This window comes from Mycobacterium simiae (assembly GCF_008370645.1).
GTDB classification, from domain to species: Bacteria; Actinomycetota; Actinomycetes; order Mycobacteriales; family Mycobacteriaceae; genus Mycobacterium; species Mycobacterium simiae_A.
In genome coordinates this window covers 1-18,425 of the sequence record NZ_VTZN01000111.1, presented here as the reverse complement: position 1 = coordinate 18,425, position 18,425 = coordinate 1, and the positions used below count along the sequence as shown (strand labels likewise).

At 65.8% G+C, this 18,425-nt stretch carries 17 protein-coding genes, 3 tRNA genes and 2 pseudogenes; 13 read left to right on the top strand and 9 right to left on the bottom strand.

The features are described from left to right. The 5 genes and pseudogenes from F0Q45_RS17070 to recC all read right to left on the bottom strand — a co-directional run. Positions 1-419 (bottom strand): amidohydrolase family protein (locus F0Q45_RS17070; protein ID WP_149655060.1); only part of this gene is annotated, 419 nt, incomplete at its 3' end. A 224-nt stretch (positions 420-643) separates the two neighbouring features. After that, positions 644-1,537, bottom strand: a pseudogene (locus tag F0Q45_RS17065) (DUF222 domain-containing protein); the annotation flags it as partial. A gap of 377 nt (positions 1,538-1,914) precedes the next feature. After that, the gene (recD, locus tag F0Q45_RS17060) at positions 1,915-3,633 is read right to left on the bottom strand and encodes an exodeoxyribonuclease V subunit alpha (RefSeq protein ID WP_149655059.1); all 1,719 of its coding nucleotides are present in this window, start codon (positions 3,631-3,633) and stop codon (positions 1,915-1,917) included. Beyond that, positions 3,630-6,905: an exodeoxyribonuclease V subunit beta gene (gene recB / locus F0Q45_RS17055; protein ID WP_149655058.1), complete on the bottom strand. Its 3,276-nt coding sequence runs from the start codon at positions 6,903-6,905 to the stop codon at positions 3,630-3,632. Before recB ends, recD begins: the two co-directional genes overlap by 4 nt. Continuing rightward, positions 6,905-10,189 (bottom strand): exodeoxyribonuclease V subunit gamma, encoded by a 3,285-nt coding sequence (gene recC / locus F0Q45_RS17050; RefSeq protein ID WP_149655057.1) that lies wholly within the window; start codon positions 10,187-10,189, stop codon positions 6,905-6,907. The genes recB and recC overlap by 1 nt, the downstream gene beginning before the upstream one ends. 126 nt (positions 10,190-10,315) lie before the next feature. On the opposite strand from recC, the gene cynS reads away from it, so the two are divergent. Then, positions 10,316-10,771, top strand: coding sequence for a cyanase (gene cynS / locus F0Q45_RS17045; RefSeq protein WP_149655056.1), 456 nt, complete (start codon positions 10,316-10,318; stop codon positions 10,769-10,771). Positions 10,772-10,780: 9 nt separating this feature from the next. Here cynS and F0Q45_RS30280 read toward each other — a convergent pair whose 3' ends face one another. The 3 genes from F0Q45_RS30280 to F0Q45_RS17025 form a co-directional block, all read right to left on the bottom strand. Then, the gene (locus F0Q45_RS30280; RefSeq protein WP_373425010.1) at positions 10,781-11,143 is read right to left on the bottom strand and encodes a hypothetical protein; all 363 of its coding nucleotides are present in this window, start codon (positions 11,141-11,143) and stop codon (positions 10,781-10,783) included. A 160-nt stretch (positions 11,144-11,303) separates the two neighbouring features. Further along, positions 11,304-11,999 carry a crotonase/enoyl-CoA hydratase family protein gene (locus F0Q45_RS17030; RefSeq protein ID WP_149655055.1) on the bottom strand — a complete coding sequence of 232 codons (696 nt, stop codon included), beginning with the start codon at positions 11,997-11,999 and terminating at the stop codon, positions 11,304-11,306. A gap of 127 nt (positions 12,000-12,126) precedes the next feature. Continuing rightward, the gene (locus tag F0Q45_RS17025) at positions 12,127-12,843 is read right to left on the bottom strand and encodes an MBL fold metallo-hydrolase (RefSeq protein WP_262491045.1); all 717 of its coding nucleotides are present in this window, start codon (positions 12,841-12,843) and stop codon (positions 12,127-12,129) included. Positions 12,844-12,965: 122 nt separating this feature from the next. Between F0Q45_RS17025 and F0Q45_RS17020 the strand changes: the two genes are divergently transcribed. The 12 genes from F0Q45_RS17020 to rplA all read left to right on the top strand — a co-directional run bounded on the left by F0Q45_RS17020 (position 12,966) and on the right by rplA (position 18,071). Next, positions 12,966-13,172: a type II toxin-antitoxin system VapB family antitoxin gene (locus F0Q45_RS17020; RefSeq protein WP_149655054.1), complete on the top strand. Its 207-nt coding sequence runs from the start codon at positions 12,966-12,968 to the stop codon at positions 13,170-13,172. A 131-nt stretch (positions 13,173-13,303) separates the two neighbouring features. After that, a tRNA-Thr gene (locus F0Q45_RS17015) sits at positions 13,304-13,376 on the top strand. A 52-nt stretch (positions 13,377-13,428) separates the two neighbouring features. Beyond that, positions 13,429-13,502: transfer RNA gene (locus tag F0Q45_RS17010), tRNA-Met, on the top strand. A 47-nt stretch (positions 13,503-13,549) separates the two neighbouring features. Beyond that, complete coding sequence (gene rpmG / locus F0Q45_RS17005; RefSeq protein WP_007167776.1) at positions 13,550-13,717, top strand: 50S ribosomal protein L33; 168 nt, start codon at positions 13,550-13,552, stop codon at positions 13,715-13,717. A 68-nt stretch (positions 13,718-13,785) separates the two neighbouring features. After that, a complete protein-coding gene (gene hadA / locus F0Q45_RS17000; RefSeq protein WP_373425011.1) occupies positions 13,786-14,238 on the top strand; it encodes a (3R)-hydroxyacyl-ACP dehydratase subunit HadA in 453 nt (150 codons plus the stop codon). Next, complete coding sequence (hadB, locus tag F0Q45_RS16995) at positions 14,225-14,653, top strand: (3R)-hydroxyacyl-ACP dehydratase subunit HadB (RefSeq protein WP_149655052.1); 429 nt, start codon at positions 14,225-14,227, stop codon at positions 14,651-14,653. The genes hadA and hadB overlap by 14 nt, the downstream gene beginning before the upstream one ends. A gap of 3 nt (positions 14,654-14,656) precedes the next feature. Then, positions 14,657-15,157: a (3R)-hydroxyacyl-ACP dehydratase subunit HadC gene (gene hadC / locus F0Q45_RS16990; RefSeq protein WP_149655051.1), complete on the top strand. Its 501-nt coding sequence runs from the start codon at positions 14,657-14,659 to the stop codon at positions 15,155-15,157. Between the two features lie 150 nt (positions 15,158-15,307). After that, positions 15,308-15,380, top strand: a tRNA-Trp gene (locus F0Q45_RS16985). A 144-nt stretch (positions 15,381-15,524) separates the two neighbouring features. Then, positions 15,525-16,025: a preprotein translocase subunit SecE gene (gene secE / locus F0Q45_RS16980; RefSeq protein ID WP_149655050.1), complete on the top strand. Its 501-nt coding sequence runs from the start codon at positions 15,525-15,527 to the stop codon at positions 16,023-16,025. Positions 16,026-16,057: 32 nt separating this feature from the next. Beyond that, a complete protein-coding gene (nusG, locus tag F0Q45_RS16975) occupies positions 16,058-16,810 on the top strand; it encodes a transcription termination/antitermination protein NusG (protein ID WP_149655049.1) in 753 nt (250 codons plus the stop codon). A gap of 55 nt (positions 16,811-16,865) precedes the next feature. Next, a complete protein-coding gene (gene rplK, locus F0Q45_RS16970) occupies positions 16,866-17,297 on the top strand; it encodes a 50S ribosomal protein L11 (protein ID WP_149655048.1) in 432 nt (143 codons plus the stop codon). A 66-nt stretch (positions 17,298-17,363) separates the two neighbouring features. Further along, complete coding sequence (gene rplA / locus F0Q45_RS16965) at positions 17,364-18,071, top strand: 50S ribosomal protein L1 (protein WP_149655047.1); 708 nt, start codon at positions 17,364-17,366, stop codon at positions 18,069-18,071. A 31-nt stretch (positions 18,072-18,102) separates the two neighbouring features. Here rplA and mmaA4 read toward each other — a convergent pair. After that, a pseudogene (gene mmaA4 / locus F0Q45_RS16960) lies at positions 18,103-18,425 on the bottom strand (hydroxymycolate synthase MmaA4); the annotation flags it as partial.

Here is an 18,425-nt window from a genome sequence, read left to right as displayed (position 1 = left end):
CCGGTCTGGGAGATGAAGCCGCCCGCCGGGTAGATGCGCGGGCCCGCGATCACGCCCTCGTCGATGGCCTGCTTGATTCCGAACACCGGCCCGCCGAGATCACGGACCGCGGTAAAGCCGCGCAACAAAGTCTCACGGGCGCCGACGACCGCCTTCGCATAGACGTAGCCGAGCTCACCGAGCTGGGCCACCGTCGCCGGGACGGTGGCGAACATCGCATGCCAATGCGCGTCAATCAATCCTGGCAGCAGCGTTTTTCCGGTCCCGTCGATCTTCGGGCCGGAGAATTCCGTTGACTCTTTAGGCGTGACCTCGGTGATCACCCCGGATCGGACTGTGACGTTCATCGGCCCGGTGATCCGGCCGTCGACGCTGTCGAAGACGTTGACGTTGGAAATGCTTAGCTCAGGTGTGTCCATGCCGGCTCCGAATCGCGGACCTCCTCAAAATTCCCTAGGGGGGAAGCGTCATTTCAATCTAGCCCGAGATTGGGCCGACTGCAGCGTGGTCGCGCCTCGGGGAGCCTCGGGGTGGTGGAAGGAAATAGTCGACAGCGCGAAATAGCTTGCATACCAACTGTGTCCGCGTCGCCCGCGTCAATCAACTTTGGGCGATGATCATGGGTCGTCGTCGCGCAGGAGTGTTTTTCCGGGTGAAAGTAGGTGTTGGTGCGAAGCTGGCCATGATCGAGGTGGGCCGGTGGAATCCATTCGGTGGTGCCGTCTTTGAGTTTGCGGGTGGTCCAGCCACCAGATGTGACCAGTTGGTGATGGGAACCGCAGCCTTGGGTGAGGTCATCGATATTGGTTTCCTTGCATTCGGCGAAGTCGGTGACGTGGTGCACCTCGGTCAGATAGCCGGGGACATCGCAGTTGGGAAACGTGCGGCCACGATCCTTGGCATACAGGACAATCCGCTGCTCGGGTGAGGCCAGCCGCTTAACGTGATAGAGGGCCAGCTCGCGGCCCTTGTCGAAGATGCGTAGGTAGTGATTGGCATGGGCAGCCAACCGAATCACATCTTGCATCGGCAGCAGGGTGCCGCCGCCGGCGAGTGCTGTCCCGGCGCCACTTTGCAGCTCGGCCAGGGTAGCGGACACGATGATGGACGCGGGCAACCCGTTGTGCTGGCCTAGATCGCCGGAGCACAGCAGCGCCCGCATTGCGGCATGCAACGCGTCGTGATTTCGCTGGCCGCTACTGCGGGTATCGGACTCAATTGCCGTTTGCGACGGGGTGGCGCTGATGCACGGGTTGGGATCAGCCGGGTTGCCCATGCCCGGGGCGGCTAGCTTGGCCAGCACGGCATCGACGCTGGCACGTGTCTCGGGGGTGAGGTACCCGGTGATCGGGGACATACCGTCCGAACCCTGCTTGCCAAGGATTATTCCGCGGCGGCGTGCGCGGTCGATGCCGGTGAAGTTGCCATCGGGGTTCAGACAGTCGGTCATCTTCGCGGCCAGCTTGTCGAGTTGGTCGGGGCGGTAGTGGGCGCCGAGGCCGGCTGCTTTAGCGCCCGGTTCAGCACGGCGTCGAGATCGTCAAACACCGCGATGACCTCTTCGCGACTACTCGAAACAGTTCGAAATGCTAGCGCGGGTTACCGACACAGCGACTCTGTTCAACCGGTCCGGGTGAGGATAGTTTTCCCCGTGTATTGCTGGTTGGCTGTCTTCCAGTTGAGTTGGGCCCACCAACGCCGAGCGGGCAAGCGCCACCAACGCCCGGTAGGGCGGACGTGGCCTAATCAGGAGCCTGGCCGTTCCTCATCAATGTCCTGTCTGCCCGCCCCGCCGTTGTTGTCACACAACCGCACGGCTCAGTGCACGGAGCAAACTCCACCAACGTGACATCCCCACGCCGCGTCGTCATCGGACGTACCGGCAAACCGACGCGGCGCACGATGTCATCGAAATCACCGCCGCTGCAATCGCATTCGCAGCCCGGACGCCCGCACCGCGCGCCGCTCGACGGCGGCCCGCACCGCCGCCTCGGAACCGACCACCCGCACCTTGGCCTTAGCCCGGGTCACCGCGGTGTAGAAGAGCTCCCGGGTCAGCAACCGCGAATCCTCTTCCGGCAGTAAGACTGTCACCGCATCGGCCTGGCTGCCCTGGCTCTTGTGGATGGTCATGGCGTGCATGGTCTCGACGTCGGACAACCGACCCGTGGCGAAGTCGAGCGGCCCGGTTGCGCCGGCGAGAACGGCGCGCAGACCGTCCGGGCCGACCACGGCCACACCGGCGTCGCCGTTGTACACCCGCAACCCGTAGTCGTTGGCCGTCACCAGCAGCGGACGCCCGGCATACCACCGCGACCAGGGCGGCTGGCCCGTCTCTTCGCCCAGCCAGGCCTCCACCTGTCGGTTCCAGTGCTCGACACCGAAAGGCCCGCGCCGATGCGCGCACAGCATCCGGTGCTCGTCGAGCGTGCCCAACGCGACGTTTACGGCTCCCAGCAGCGCCGCCTCGCGCAGCCGCAACGCGTGCCGCACTAACACCGCGCGCAACCGTGGCGTCGGGTCCTCGTCGTCGACGAAATCGATGTGCTGGTCACCCGATCGCAGCAGCGCAAGCACCCGATCCGCATCGCCGCAGCGAATCGCATCAGCCAGGGTCCCAATCGATTTGCCGAACCGGTGCGAGGTGCTCAGCGCGGCCACTCGCACATCGTCTCGCGCCGCGAGTCCGTCCACCAGATCCGCCAGCACCGCACCGGCTTGGACCGACGCCAGCTGATCGGCATCGCCCACCAGAATCAGCCGCGCGCCGGGACGAACCGCTTCCAGCAGCCGCGCCATCAGCGTTAGCGACACCATCGACGTCTCGTCGACCACGATCACGTCGTGCGGCAACCGATTGCCGCGATGGTGCCGAAACCGTGACGACGTGTCGGGCCTGCTACCGAGCAGACGATGCAGCGTAACCGCCTGCAACTCGCCGAGTCTGATGCGATCGACGGCGTCGAGACGGGTCACTTCGTGTCGCACCGCCTCGGCCAGCCGCGCCGCCGCCTTGCCGGTCGGCGCTGCCAGCGCGATGCGGGGCCGCGACCGGAGGGCCAGTTCGGCCTGTTCGGCCAGCGCCGCCAGCAGGCGCGCGACTGTAGTGGTCTTGCCGGTTCCCGGCCCGCCGGTCACTACCGTGACACTTTGCGAGAGCGCGATCTCCGCGGCGGCTTGCTGCTCGTGGTAGCCGGATGGGAAAAGTCGCTCAAAGGCCGGCATATCGACTGTCGGTCTGGGAACCAGCATGGCCACCACGTCGTCGCACACCTGCTGTTCCTCGCGCCAGTACCGGTCGAGGTACAGCAGCCGGTCGTCATACAGATGCAGCACCGGCGGATCGGCGAGCAGCGGGCTGGCCCGCACCGCAGCCAGCCACTGCTCGGGGTCCGGCCACGGTAGGCCGTCAGCGGCCCCGGTGATCGTCGACATGTCCACGCACACCGACCCACCGCGCAGTGCCCGCACCGCCAGCGCCACGCCCAACGCCACCCGGTCATCTGGTTCCTTGCCCAGGGCGCAAAGGCGCTGTGCCACGTGGACGTCCGCCAGATCGAGCACCCCGGCCTCGTTGAAGCAGCGCAGCAGGCCCGCGGCGGAAATGGCGGTCTCGACGTCGACGACGCTCACGCGGCACCTCTCCCGTCATCCAGCAGATCCGATAGCGCCACCACCAAGTCGGCCGGCGCGCGCCAACCGAACACCCCGGCCGGATGCCCGTCCCGGATGGGCGTGTGAACACCACACATTCCCCGCACGAACAGATACAGCACCCCACCCAGATGCTGCCGCGGATCGTATCCAGGCTGCCGCCAGCGCAAAAACCTATGCAGCACCACCACATACAGCAAAGCCTGCAACGGATAGTCGGAGTGCAGCATGGCCTCGGTCAAGCGGGCGACACCGTAGTCGGCGGCCGTGGCGCCCAAGTTGTTGGTCTTGTAGTCCACCACCAGGTATCGCTGCCGCGGCAACCGCAACACCGCATCGATCGACCCGGACAGATACCCGCGCAATGACTGATCGCCTAAACCGGGCGACGTCAACCGATCGGCATAGGACCAGAACGGATCGCTGCGGGGCAGGTGTGCCCGCAGTAACTCGCCCACATCCGACAGTGACACCCGAGACACCCGCGGCGCGCGGGCCCGTAGATCGCCGCCCGCCAGCGGTATCTCGAAGTCCAGCTCCCGCAACCGATCCCGCACCCCGATATCGCGCAACGTCAATCCACCGGCCAGCGGGCCCAGCGGTGAATCGTGCATCGACACCAGCGCCGTCGCGAGCTCGGCGGCATCGGTGTCGACGGGCCACCATGGTGCGTGCCGTCGCAACTGCCCCTCGAGCTCGCCGGCCAAGTCGGCGGCTTGCGGGTCGGCCGTTTCCAGCACCGCATGCACCAGCGACCCGAATGCCGCACTGGACGGCATGGCCGCCAGCGGCGAGCCGAGCTGGGCACCCGAACCCGGCTCGCTCACCACCACGGCATCCACCTCGTCGTCGCGCACGTCGACCTCGGGCTCGCTGGTCACGCCCGCCGTCGTAGTCGCTTCCGCGGCGCGCACCAGAGCCGAATACGATGTGCGCCGCCAGCTGGTGTCGATCTGGCGGTGGAAGTGCCGGACCGCGAAACCATCAGCCGGCGAGCTGGTCTCGATGGCGGCTGGGGAGACGATCGTCGATTCTTCGACCGACGGTCCGCCGGCTTGCTGCCACCGGGTGAACACTGCCCACGCGTCGTCGTCACAGATCCGCGGTGTGCACCTATCCGGCACCGCCGGGTCACCGCCGCCACGACCGCGCAGTAGCCGCGACAGCCCGCCGTTAACCTCGTCGACGGTTGGCGCCCACCAGGCCACCACCTGAGACTGGGCCCGGGTGAGCGCGACATAGGTGAGCCGGATGTTGTCGCGGGCCGCCTCGGCACGGTTCAGCTCCTCAACCGACCTGTTGTCACCGCCGAGATAGAGGCAGCGGGTATCGGTGTCGTCGTGATAGAGCAGGATGTCGTCGCGGCGGACGTTCCGGTTGAACATGAACGGCACGTACACGATCGGAAACTGCAGACCCTTGGCCACAAACACCGTCATGATCTGCACCGCCGCGGCGTCGCTGTCCAGTCGCCGGTTCTGCTCGGCGGCACGGGTGCCGTCGTCGCACTGCCTGCGCAGCCAATCACGAAGGGCCGGAGGGCCATAGCGCAGCCGATGAGCCGTCTCGTGCAACAGCTGAGCGAGATGCGCCAGGTCGGTCATGTGTCGCTCGCCGCCGCGCTGGCCCAACACCCGGCGGCCCATACCGGCCAGCTGGGCGGCCTCGAACACCGCCGCCACCCCACGCAGCCGGGCCTGGTCGGTCCACTCACGCAGCGTGGCGGCCACCCGATCGGTCAGCGCATCACCTGCAGCAGCAAGCGTTTCCGCGGTCTCGCCGAAGAACATGGTGCAGGCGGCGGCGCGGACCAGCCCGCTGCGCTGCGGCGCGTCGAAAGCCTCCAGCAGGCACAGCCAGTCTTTGGCCGCCCGCGACGCGAACACATCGGTGTCGCCGGTGTAGACCGCCGGGATACCCGCCCTCGCCAAGGCATCCCGGCAGGCCCGGGCGTCGCGGTGATGCTCGACGATAACCGCGATGTCCCCGGCCGCCACCGGCCGACCGGCGAACCTGGCGCCGCTGGACAGCAGGGCCGCGATGTCCCCGGCCAGGTCGGCGGGAATATGCTCGCGCAACAAGCCGATTGGCACATTGGCGGTACCGTCGTAGCCGACGCTCGGCCGCCTGACGACGCGCAGCCGAAACGGCGCGCCGCGCGGCGCCCTCTCCAGCCGATGTCCGCCGTGGCGGGCCTCGATGTCGTGCACCACGATCTCCGGATGGCCCAGCGCGGCGCCCCGCAGCACCGCGTGCAGGCTCTCGACGAGCACCCGGTCACTGCGCCAGTTGACTCCCAGCGTGTAGCGGGCGTCGGCGCCGCGGGCCGCCTTGAGGTAGGTGTAGATGTCGCCACCGCGAAAGCCGTAGATGGCCTGTTTGGGGTCGCCGATCAGAATCAGCGTCGACTCGCCCCGAAAGGCACGCTCCAGCACCTGCCACTGGATCGGATCGGTGTCCTGGAATTCGTCCACCAACACGATTCGCCACCGGCGCCGCATCCGGTCACGTGCCGGCGAGTCCACTGCCGCAAGGGCTTTCGACAACCTCAGCAGCAGGTCGTCGTAGCCGAGAATCCGTAGCCGGCGCTTACGCCGTTCCAGCTCGTCGAGCACCTGCTCGGCGAAGTCCAACCGGACGCCGGCCGCGCTGCCCGGCTCGGGATCCAGCGGGCGCCGCTGCGCGTACGGATCGGCGACGACGCTGCGGGCCAGGTCGAGCGCCTGCGCATACGTCAACACCGGCGCGGTGTCAGTGTTGGCGAAGCGCGCGAGGTAGCAGTCGTCGACGATCTGGGCCACCAGGTCGTCGAGGCTCTCCTGCAACGTGCACCCGGAGTCGCTGTCACCTGCTACGCCCAGTGATCTCAGCACCGAGCCGCAGAACTCGTGCGTGGTGGCGATGGTGGCGGCATCGAAGTTGGCGAGCGCGTCGCGCAGCCGGGCCAGCCGTACGGCGCGCTCGGCCTCGTCGCACAACAGGTGCCTGACCAGATCGGTGTCGGGCGGCATCCGGCCGTCCAAAGCGGCCACCGCGGCCACGATCTGGTCGCGGACCCGTTCGCGAAGCTCGCGGCTGGCCGCGCGGTTGAACGTGATCAGCAGCATCTCATCGAGGGTGACGTCGGTCTCGGCGAGGTAGCGGGTCACCAGGCCGGCCAGCGCGAACGTCTTGCCGGTGCCCGCGCTGGCCTCCAGCACAATGGTGGCGCCGTGCTCGGGCAGCCGCCCTAGCAGGTCGAAGCGCTCCATCAGCCGGTCCGCTCGGCGTTGAGCAGCGGCAGCCACAACCGGGCCGCCAGCGCACCCAGGCGGGTGTCCTCGCCGGCCACCTCCTCGCCCGGGCGGGGCGCGCCAAGCAGCACACCGAAGGCGGGCTTGTCGCCCCAGACCCGTAGGTGCGCGGGCTCCCGGTCGTCTCCGTCGCGAAACCTATTGGACTCCCACCGTTCTCGCGCAGCCGCTGCGGGCTCGTCGCCGTCCCGGCGGGCCTGCGACCACGCGTACGACGTTTTCAGTGGCAGCGGCAACGGCTCGCGCCGGCCCGCGTCATACAGCGACACCAGATCGCGCAGCACGGCTACCGGGTCCGGCGGGGGCGCGAATACCCTGCTGGCGGTGCGGGTCTTGCTGGCTCCGCGGCCGATGCACAGCGCCGCCCAATCGCGGCCCGGAAGTTGAGCGGCCAACGCGACCAGCCCGATCCATGAGGTCAGCACCTGCTTGGGCGCCAGCTTCGAGTACGTCACCGACACCAGATGCTCGCCGTAGACCGGCGTGACGGTTCCGCTGAGCCGGCGACCGGCACCGAGATCGATGTCAATGTCGTAGGCGTCGCCGTCGGCCGCCATGTGGGGCAGTGCGGCCCGGGCCAGCTGGCAGGCGCAGTCGAGAACTTCCTTGGCCCTGCGCACGCCGATTCGCCCGGGCGGCAGAGTTCCGCGACGCCATTCGGCGTTGGCGGCCGCGTCCGGATGCATGCCGCGCAGGATGTCGTGCAGTATCCGGTCGCCGACCGTCCACGCCTGCAGGGCGTCGATCTCGACGGGCATCTCGTCCTCGACGGTGTCGACGTCCCACGGCAATGTGACGTCGAGTGCCCGGAAGAATCCTTTGACCGGGTTCTTGAAGAAGTCCAGCAGATCGGCCAGCGTCACGTCGCCGGCGGGCGGCTCAGGCAGCCTGTCGCCAATGAAAGCCGCAGGGGCACAGCGCGTTCCGGTGGACGCTGCGGCGGCCGCGAGCGCAGCAGGGTCAAAGGTGAACGGAGTGGCGGGCACCAGTGCCCCGGGTGTGACGTTCTTGCGGTCGAAGGGCTGCAACGGATGCTTGATGAGGATCTGCGGGCGAGCCGGCGCTACCGTGGTGCGATCGAGCGCGTCGAGCAGCTCGGCCAGCGGCACGGCCGGCGGACGCGTCTGCCCGGTGTGCTCGTCGGCGCCGGTGTAGGTGATCACCAATGTCTCGGTGGCCGAACCGATCGCGTCAAGCAGTAACTGCCGATCCTCGGAGCGGACGTCACGCTCACCGGTCATCGGCGCCCGCGCCAGCACGTCGTCACCGTCGGGCGCGCTGTGCCGCGGGAAGATGCCGTCGTCGAGTCCGACCAGGCACACCACCCGATGCGGCACCGATCGCATCGGCACCATGGTGCACACGGTCAGGGTGCCGGTGCGAAAGTTGGCCCGGGTGGGACGTCCGGCCAGCGATGCGTCCAGCAACGCCGACACGTCGGGCAGTCGCAGCAGCGTGGACGCGCGGGCGCCGGCTTGCGCACGCACGTCGGCGAATTCCTGTTGCAGCTGCGCCTGCTGCCACTCCTCGTCGCTGCGGGTGAGCAGGCCGACCCCGTCCGTCAACGCATCCAGCCAGTCGGTCAACGCCATTGCGCCACTGAGTCGTTCGACCACCTGATGCAACCGCGCGACGAACTCGGCCAGGCGCCCCGCCAAGTCCACCCGGTTGCTGCCGACGTCGTCAAGGGGCAGCGCGGTGTCCAGCCACGCCCGCGAGTCGTCCGACATGGCCACGCCGGTCAGGATGCGGTCGATGCCGAACCGCCAGGTGTTGTGCAGGAAACGCTCCAGCCCGTACGGCCGGCGATGATCCCGGTCGAATCCCCACCGGATGTTGGACTGGCGCACCCAGTCGGTGATCACGTCGAGATCGTCGTCGCTGAAACCGAAGCGGGCGCGTACCGGGGCGGCCTGCGCGAGGTTGAGCACCTGGCTGGCGGTGGCCCGACTGCCCGCAATGCCGAGCAGTTCGGCGGCGATGCCGAGCAGCGGATTGGTCTGGGTGAGCGCGCGGTCGGCCAGGCGGACCCGTAGCCGGTGCGCCGGATGCCCGGTACCGGCGACTTCACCCAGCCCGAAGCCGGCCACGATTAGCGGCGCGTAGGTCTCGATATCGGGACACATCACCACCACGTCGCGTGGTTCCAGGGTCGGGTCGTCTTCCAGCAGGCCCAGCAGCACCTCGCGCAGCACGTCAACCTGCCGGGCCGGCCCGTGACAGGCGTGCACCTGCACCGACCGGTCGCCGACGGCCAGCCGCCGCCCGTCCGGGCGCGTCGCGTTGGCGGCGATGTCGGCTTGCAGCCAGCCCAGCAACGTGTCGGGTTTGGTTGCGCTGCCGAGGAATTCGTCGATCGCCGGAGCGGCCGGCAGCGCCCGTTGCAGCTCCCGCAGGTCGCGCCCGAGGGTTTGCAGCAGCGGATGCCGGGCAGCGTGCCCGCTGGTGTCCTGACGTCGCGGCACCGCGTCGTGGATACCGCCGAGCGCTTGCCACAAATCGTCGCTGGGGTGCGGTAGCCACAGGTGCAGATCGTGATGAGTGGCCAGCGCGCCCAGCAGTTGCACGTCGGTGCACGCCAGCCGGGTGTGCCCGAAAAGCGACAGCCGCGCCGGCAGGTCGGCCGGGCCCGCGGTCAGCCGGGCCACGGTCTGTGCGTGCCGGAGGTGCGGCGGATCGGCCGGGACCGCGGCTACCAATGCCCGCCACAATTCGGGTTGCCACGCCAGGTCAGCGTCCACGTCGTCGCGGTGCCCTTCCAGCCAGCCGGACAGCAGGGCGGGACGCTGCCGGGCGTAGCAGGCGAATAGCCCGGCCAGGCGGCGCGCCACCGAATAGCGGCGACCGCGGCGCAACTCGGCCTCGACGCCGTCGGTGTCGAAGTGGCCCAAATGCGTTGCCAGTGAGCGGCACCACGGTTCGTCGCCGACGGCGTCGATCACCTCGAGCAGCGGCCACGTCAAGGCCTCCGGTGACCACGGGTCGGTGTCGGGGGTCCCGGTGATCTCGGCGATCAACGATTGCGGGCTGCGGAATGCGACGCCGGCGCACACGCCGTCGCCGTGGGCGCCGCGGCTGCCCAGCAGCTGGGACAGGTGCTGGCTCAACCAGCGTTCCATGCCGCGCGCGGCGACCAGCACCAGCTCCGATGCGAACGGGTCGGGCAGCGGCTCGGCCAGCAGGGCGCCGAGTCCGTCGGCGAGGAGGTCGGTGCGCTCGGCACGGTGGAGATGAAGTGCCATCGCGGGCCACCATAGCGGCCGGTGGCACGCTGGCGCGGGAGGACCACGAAACGGCCGGGACACAATGCAGCCCTGGGACGCGATCTGCGGTCTCACCAAGTGCGTACCGCGGTGCATGCTGAGGTCATGAACCGAAACCAGATCACCGAACAGATCGTGCTGGCCCGCCTGGCGAAGGGGCTCACCTGGCAGCAGCTGGCCGACGCCATCGGCAGGCCGGTGGTATGGACGACGTCGGCCCTACTCGGTCAGCACCCCATTCCCGCCGAACTCGGCAACCTCTTGGTGGAGATGCTGGGCCTCGACAAGTCCGTGGTGCCGGTGCTGGCCGCCCCGCCGATGCGCGGTGGCCTGCCCACCGCGGTGCCCACCGACCCCACCATCTATCGCTTCTACGAAGCGCTGCAGGTCTACGGCGGCGCCATCAAAGAACTCATCCATGAGCAGTTCGGCGACGGCATCATGAGCGCGATCAACTTCAGCGTCGACCTGCAGCGAAGAAAGCACTCGTCAGGGGACCGGGTGGTGGTGACGTTTGACGGGAAATTTCTTCCCTATCAATGGGTTTCGGCGGAGGTCTGATGGCTCCACTTAGCTGGTCAGCGCCTGTGGCGGCAGTTCCTTGAGCATGGCATTGGCCCACCGCATCTGGCGCAGGGTCTGCGGATGGCAGCGCGATGTCAGCTCCAGCAGCTCTAGATCCTTCGCCGATGCCCCAGCGGCGATCCGGTGGATCCGCCTCAGGTCGGCCAGCAGCAACGGCGTGGGGCCGCACGGTGCCGCAGTATGCCGCTCATCCGGGTCTGCAGAAAGCCGGTCAGCGCGCGGGTGCCCATGGTTCACCCGGTCGACGGAGCGGCCGCGGACGCCGACGATGCGACCGTCCTTGACGGCGATATCCAGACCGTCCCCGTTGGAGTGCAACACCGCCGCCGACGGCACCCACCGATCCACCGAGTCCGGGTTGACCGCACCGGCCAGATATTGGTCGACACGGTGCGGCCAAGCCTGGCCGGCACGGTAGGGAGTACGAGTGCCCCAGGGTGCAGTGATGCGTCCAGCGCCACCATGCCGGACGCGTACCCGGCAGGGTTATTTGAAAACGCTTAGCCCCTTAGACCCCGAATTCGGCTTCGATCCCGTCGATGCCAGCTCGGATGGCTTTGAGCGCGTCGGCGCGCGCCCGCAACTTCGTCGCGGCGTGGGCCTGCTGGTTAAGACCGGCGAATTCTCGGGCAGCCTCCTCTGCGCGACTGAGCACTACCTCGGGCAGCGCGATCTCGTCGACAAAGCCGGCGGCAAGCGCAGTCTCCCCAAAAAAGGTCTTGGCCAGGCCGGTGGCTTGCTGGTAGGCCGACCGGGTCAGCCGCAGCTTCAGGATTTCCAGCGCCGCGTAGGGGATGGTCATGCCGATCGCGACTTCATTGGCCTGAATGTTGTAGGCGTGAGCAGCGATCCGGTGGTCGCCGGAGGACAAGAGAAACGCGCCCATCGCGATGGCGTGGCCAGTACAGGCCATCACCACCGGCTTGGGGTAGGACAACAACCGATGCGCCAGCTCGAAACCGCCGCGCAGCATATCGATCGCGGGTTGCACCTCACCGGAAGTCAGAATCTTCAGGTCAAAACCACCGCTGAACACGCGGTGGTTTCCGGCGATAACCAGAGCTCCGACGTTGTCGCGGTCGGCGTTGTCAATCGCTCCGTTAAGAGCCTGCTGCATGGTGGGGCCCAGCGCGTTGACTTTGCCGTCGTCCATCCGGATGACCGCGATGGACTCGTCGTGGGTGTAGGTGACCGGACCGCTCATGGGTTTACTCCTTCATACGGACGTCGATTGAATCAGATCAACATGGCGCCGCACCTGCGCGTCCAGACCCAACCGCTTATCACGCCTTAAGCACGTTGGTCGCCATTGTCCAGGCGCCGTGCGTCGATCAGCCGCCCATCAGCATCCGCCACTGAGCGAGATCGGCGGCGCGATAGACATAGTTTGACCGCTTGACCTCCGACAGCGACGCACTGGGATCCGCCGCATACCAGTGCCCGGGAAAAACCGTCGGATCCCCGGGAAGTGCGGCGAGCTGCTGCAGGCTGCGGTACATCTCATCGGAGTCGCCGCCGGGAAAGTCGGTGCGCCCACAGCCTTCCAGGAACAGCGTGTCACCAGCCACCAACCGGCCGTCGAGCAGAAAACACTGACTGCCCGGGGTGTGCCCGGGAGTGTGCAACAACTCCACCTCGATGTCGCCGATGCCAACCTTGTCACGGTGCTCGTGAGTAGTCAGGTCGCTCAGCGGAATCCCGGTGATCCGGGAAACCCACATCGCTTCGTGGGTATTCACGTGCACCGGCACGGTCGCGCGCTCCAGCAGCTCGGTGAGCCCTTTGAGCTCAAAGCCCATCATCGAGCCACCGACGTGGTCGGGGTGGTGATGGGTCACCAGCACCCCTGCCAGGTGCATACCGTCGGCTTCCAAGGTGTCGACGAGGTCGCCGGCGGCGTATGCGGGGTCGACCACCATGCAGTCCCCGGTCTGGCGGTCGCCGATCAGGTAGGCGAAGTTGCGCATTTGCGCAGCGATCATGTCGCCGGCGGCGAAGTCGCGACCGGAGAGCAGTTGACGGAAGTACAGCCGGTGCGAATCTGACACGTCACCAGACTAGGTCTGGCTTTAGCGAGGGCCAATCTGGCCGGGGGGTGAGCTGAAGGCTCAGGGAGAAAATACGCCGCTCGTGTGGTTCCTGTGCTGAGGCCACTGGGTATTGTTGGTCCATGCTGAAGAAGGTCGAGATCGAGATCGACGACGATCTGGTCCAAGAAACGATCCGTCGGTACGGTCTGGCTGACGCTCGGGAGGCGGTCCATCTCGCCCTGCGCACCCTTCTCGCGGAAGGCGGCGAGGAGGCCGACGAAGAAGAGTACGACGAGTTCAGCGATCTCAGCGTGCTGGATCCGAATCGGGGCCGCCGTAGCGGCTGATTGAGAACGTCTCACCCACACAGCAAAGTCCGCAGGTGGCTCGTCACCTGGTGCACGTGGTTTGGTGACGCCGCGCGCCAGGTTGTACCCTCTTTTTGCCCCGCGGCACGACTGGTCCCTACGGGTGAACGGCCCCCTTAGCTCAGTCGGTAGAGCGTTTCCATGGTAAGGAAAAGGTCAACGGTTCGATTCCGTTAGGGGGCTCGGCGGACGCCGAGCAGGCGGGCAGCCCCGGAGCCTAGGCGGGGTGGCCAGAGGCGATGTAGCTCAGTCGGTTAGAGCGAACGACTCATAATCGTTAGGTCGCCGGTTCGAGTCCGGCCATCGCTACAACACAAGACCGAGACGTTTGACGACAGATTTGAGAGAGAACCCTCATGGCTTCCAGTACCGACGTGCGGCCGAAGATCACTTTGGCCTGCGAGGTGTGCAAGCACCGTAACTACATCACCAAGAAGAATCGCCGCAACGACCCGGACCGCATGGAGCTCAAGAAGTTCTGCCCCAACTGCGGCAAGCACCAGGCGCACCGCGAGACGCGGTGACCACCGACTGTAAGCAGACCGATTCGGTAGATTCGATAGCCGTGCCACTGACAACAAACATTGTCGGGATGCATTACCGATACCCCGACTACTACGAGGTAGAGCGCGAAAAAATCCGCGAGCATGCGCAAGCCGTGCAAAACGACGACGCCTTCTTTTTCGACGAGAAGGCCGCTTTGGAACTCGGCTACGACGGGCTGTTGGCCCCGCTGACGTTTATCTGCGTGTTCGGCTATAAGGCGCAATCGGCGTTTTTCCAGCACGCGAATATCTCGGTGCAGGACGCACAGATCGTCCAAGTCGACCAGGTGCTGAAGTTCTCGAAGCCAATCGTTGCCGGGGACAAGCTCTACTGCGACGTGTACGTGGACTCAGCGCGTCGGGCGCACGGAACCGAGATCATCGTGACCAAAAACATCATCACCAACCAAGCAGGTGACGTTGTGCAGGAGACCTACACGACCCTGGCGGGCCGTGCCGGCGAGGATGGGGAAGAGGGATTTTCTGATGCCACTGCGTGAGTTCAGTTCGGTCAAGGTCGGAGATCAGCTGCCGGAGCGGATCTACCCGCTGACCCGCCAGGATCTGGTGAACTACGCGGGTGTGTCGGGCGACTTGAACCCCATCCACTGGGACGACGAGATCGCCAAGCTCGTCGGGCTGGACACCGCGATCGCGCACGGCATGCTGACAATGGGTTTGGGCGGCGGGTACGTCACGTCGTGGGTTGGGGATCCGGGCGCGGTGACCGAGTACAACGTGCGGTTCACCGCGGTGGTACCGGTGCCCAACGACGGCAAGGGCGCCGAAATCGTGTTCAACGGCCGGGTGAAGGCGGTGGATCCGGACAGCAAGTCGGTAACTATCGCGCTCACTGCCACCACTGGCGGCAAGAAGATCTTTGGCCGAGCCGTTGCGTCGGCGAAATTGGCTTAACCCATGGCGTTGAAGACCGATATCCGGGGAATGGTCTGGCGGTACCCTGACTACTTCGTTGTGGGCCGCGAGCAACTTCGGCAGTTTGCCCAAGCCATCAAGTGCGACCATCCGGCCTACTTCGACGAGGACGCGGCTGCCGAACTTGGTTACGACGCGATCGTCGCGCCGATGACTTTCGTGAGCATCCTGGCCAAGCTGGTGCAGCTGGATTTTTTCCGGAATGTCGACATTGGCTTGGAGACTATGCAGATTGTCCAGGTCGACCAAAGGTTTGTGTTCTACAAACCCGTGCTCGCCGGGGACAAGTTGTGGGCGCGGATGGACGTCCACTCGGTGGAAGAGCGTTTCGGCGCCGACATCGTCGTCACCAAGAACGTCTGCCACAACGAGGATGGCGAACTGGTCCTGGAGGCCTACACCACGCTGATGGGTCAGCAGGGGGATGGCTCGGCCAAGCTCAAATGGGACAAAGAATCCGGGCAGGTCGTCCGAACGACGTAATTAGTATCTGGCGCCAATGCCCAGGTAGACTCTAGTACACTCGTTCCTCGGGGTTTTCCCAACATCAGCGCGCTTTCCGTGGGTAGATCGAGCGGAAGGCGCGCATGTCATGTAAGCCCCAGCACGAGTAGGTTGGCCTGCCAACCGCGAAGGGGCGTAGCTCAACTGGCAGAGCAGCGGTCTCCAAAACCGCAGGTTGCAGGTTCAAGTCCTGTCGCCCCTGCGCTAGGCCAACGGTCGGCGACGATGCAGGCCCGTGACGGCCTGAGAGGAGACGGACCAGAGGTATCGTGCCATGCTGGACACTGGGCGGCCGCAGTCAGAGTGGCACGACTGGCGGGATAGTTAGCGAACAAAGGAGCACGCGGTGAGCGACGAGGGCGACGCTGCCAACGACGCCGCAAGCGACGGCGACGCAACCGAGGACACCCGCGCCAGCAGTGGCCGGACAGCTTTGGTGACAAAGTCGGTGGCGCGGCCGCAACGACCCAGCGGCAAACGGTCCCGACAGCGCGCGGTGGAGCCTGACGAAGACGCCGAGGACATCGAGCACTCGACCGAGGACGCGGCCGCCACGAAGAAAGACGCGGCCAAAAAGGGTGGGCCGAAATCTGCCAAAGCCAAGGCGGAAAAGGTCAAGAAAGCCAAAAAGGCCAACAAATCGGCGGTACGCGCGGCCAACCCGTTTGTGTTCGTCTACAACTACTTGAAGCAGGTTGTTGCCGAGATGCGGAAGGTCATCTGGCCTAACCGCAAGCAAATGCTCACCTACACCGCGGTGGTGCTGGTATTCCTGGCTTTCATGGTGGCGCTGGTCGGCGGTGCTGATTTGGGCCTAAGCAAGCTCGTGATGCTGGTATTCGGCTAAGGCTTGAGAGTGACAGAGAGGACTGAAAACCCGTGACTACCTTCGACGGTGACACGTCCGCGGGTGAGGCGGTGGACCTCCAGGAGGCCGCGACACCCCAGCCGGGACTCCAACAAGGACCCCAACAAGGACTCCAACAAGAAGAAGCCCCTGCTGACGAGGCCGACCCGGCCGCCGCGCTCAAGGCCGAGCTGCGCAGCAAACCCGGCGACTGGTATGTCATCCACTCCTACGCCGGGTACGAGAACAAGGTCAAAGCCAACCTTGAGACCCGCGTGCAGAACCTCGACGTCGGCGACTACATCTTCCAGGTGGAGGTCCCCACCGAAGAGGTCACCGAGATCAAGAACGGTCAGCGCAAGCTGGTCAACCGCAAGGTGCTGCCCGGCTACATTCTGGTGCGGATGGACCTGACCGATGACTCCTGGGCCGCGGTGCGCAACACGCCCGGCGTTACCGGCTTCGTGGGCGCAACCTCCCGCCCGTCGGCGCTGTCGCTCGATGATGTGGTCAAGTTTTTGCTGCCACGGGGAGCGGCGAAGAAGGCCGCCAAGGGCGCGGCCAGCACGGCCTCCGCCGCGGAAGCGGGCGGCCTGGAACGTCCCGTTGTCGAGGTCGACTACGAGGTGGGCGAATCGGTGACCGTCATGGATGGGCCGTTCGCCACGTTGCCGGCCACCATCAGCGAGGTCAATGCCGAACAGCAGAAGCTCAAGGTGCTGGTCTCCATCTTCGGCCGGGAAACCCCGGTGGAACTGACTTTTAGCCAGGTCTCCAAGATCTAGCAACCCAAATCAGGCCTTACATCAGACTTAAACCAGAAAGGACAATCGACTCGCCATGGCCCCGAAGAAAAAGAAAGTCGCCGGGCTGATCAAACTGCAGATTGTGGCTGGGCAGGCCAACCCTGCACCGCCAGTTGGCCCCGCGCTCGGCCAGCATGGCGTCAACATCATGGAATTCTGCAAGGCGTACAACGCTGCCACGGAGAGCCAGCGCGGTCAGGTGATCCCAGTCGAGATCACGGTGTATGAGGACCGCAGCTTCACTTTTGCGCTGAAGACGCCGCCTGCCGCCAAGCTGCTGCTTAAGGCCGCAGGCGTGGGCAAGGGCTCGGCGGAGCCGCACAAGAACAAGGTCGCCAAGGTGAGCTGGGATCAGGTCCGCGAGATCGCGGAGACCAAGAAAGCCGACCTCAACGCCAACGACATCGACGCTGCGGCCAAGATCATCGCCGGAACCGCCCGGTCAATGGGAATCACCGTCGAATAGCACAGCCGTGGGAGGGCCCGCTTCGGCCCGCTAAGTACCACGACCCAACACCAGATTGGATATCGAATGAGCAAGGAAAGCAAGGCATACCGGGCCGCCGCCGCGAAGGTGGACCGCAGCAACCTCTACACCCCGCTGCAGGCGGCCAAGCTCGCCAAAGAGACATCCTCGACCAAGCAGGACGCGACCGTGGAGGTGGCGATTCGCCTTGGTGTCGACCCGCGCAAGGCGGACCAGATGGTCCGCGGCACGGTCAACCTGCCACACGGCACGGGTAAGACCGCGCGGGTCGCAGTGTTCGCGGTGGGGGAGAAGGCTGATGCTGCCGTTGCCGCAGGCGCCGATGTTGTCGGCAGTGACGACCTGATCGAGAAGATCCAGGGCGGCTTCCTGGATTTCGACGCCGCGATCGCGACACCGGATCAGATGGCCAAGGTCGGCCGGATCGCCCGGGTGCTGGGTCCACGCGGCCTGATGCCCAACCCCAAGACCGGAACCGTGACGCCCGACGTGGCCAAGGCCGTCGCCGACATCAAAGGCGGCAAGATCAACTTCCGCGTCGACAAGCAGGCCAACCTGCACTTCGTTATCGGTAAAGCGTCGTTCGACGAGAAGTCGCTAACGGAGAATTACGGTGCCGCTCTGGATGAGGTGCTGCGGCTGAAGCCGTCGGCGTCGAAAGGCCGATACCTGAAGAAGATCACCGTGTCGACGACGATGGGCCCCGGTATTCCAGTTGACCCGTCCATCACCCGGAATTTCGCAGGGGAGTAATTTCTCTCCGCGCGCAATTGCTCGGCGGTCGCTAGGCGGCGGCGCCCGGTTTGAGGTAGGTCACCAGGCTGCAGTCGAGCATCTCATCGGTGAAGTAATGCTCGCAGCCGCGCAGATACTTGATGTAGCGGTTGTAGATCTCTTCGGAGGTGACCTCGATGGCCTTTTCCCTATTGGACTCCAGCGTGTCACCCCAGATGTGCAGCGTCTTGATGTAATGCGGGCGCAGTGACAGAGGTTCGGGGACAATGAAACCGGCCTTCTCGCCATGCTCGACCATCATCCCGGTCGACGGCAGCCGGCCCCCCGGAAAGATCTCCGTGATGATGAACTTGATGAAGCGCGCTGTTTCAA

Excerpts from the sequence above, each read along its gene's own strand:
- hadA (WP_373425011.1), top strand. The coding sequence starts at position 13,786 with ATGCATTACCGATACCCCGACTACTACGAGGTAGAGCGCGAAAAAATC.
- rplA (WP_149655047.1), top strand. The coding sequence starts at position 17,364 with ATGAGCAAGGAAAGCAAGGCATACCGGGCCGCCGCCGCGAAGGTGGAC.
- F0Q45_RS17030 (WP_149655055.1), bottom strand. The coding sequence starts at position 11,999 with ATGAGCGGTCCGGTCACCTACACCCACGACGAGTCCATCGCGGTCATC.
- F0Q45_RS17020 (WP_149655054.1), top strand. The coding sequence starts at position 12,966 with ATGCTGAAGAAGGTCGAGATCGAGATCGACGACGATCTGGTCCAAGAA.
- rplK (WP_149655048.1), top strand. The coding sequence starts at position 16,866 with ATGGCCCCGAAGAAAAAGAAAGTCGCCGGGCTGATCAAACTGCAGATT.
- recC (WP_149655057.1), bottom strand. The coding sequence starts at position 10,189 with ATGGCACTTCATCTCCACCGTGCCGAGCGCACCGACCTCCTCGCCGAC.
- rpmG (WP_007167776.1), top strand. The coding sequence starts at position 13,550 with ATGGCTTCCAGTACCGACGTGCGGCCGAAGATCACTTTGGCCTGCGAG.
- hadB (WP_149655052.1), top strand. The coding sequence starts at position 14,225 with ATGCCACTGCGTGAGTTCAGTTCGGTCAAGGTCGGAGATCAGCTGCCG.
- recB (WP_149655058.1), bottom strand. The coding sequence starts at position 6,905 with ATGGAGCGCTTCGACCTGCTAGGGCGGCTGCCCGAGCACGGCGCCACC.
- hadC (WP_149655051.1), top strand. The coding sequence starts at position 14,657 with ATGGCGTTGAAGACCGATATCCGGGGAATGGTCTGGCGGTACCCTGAC.
- cynS (WP_149655056.1), top strand. The coding sequence starts at position 10,316 with ATGAACCGAAACCAGATCACCGAACAGATCGTGCTGGCCCGCCTGGCG.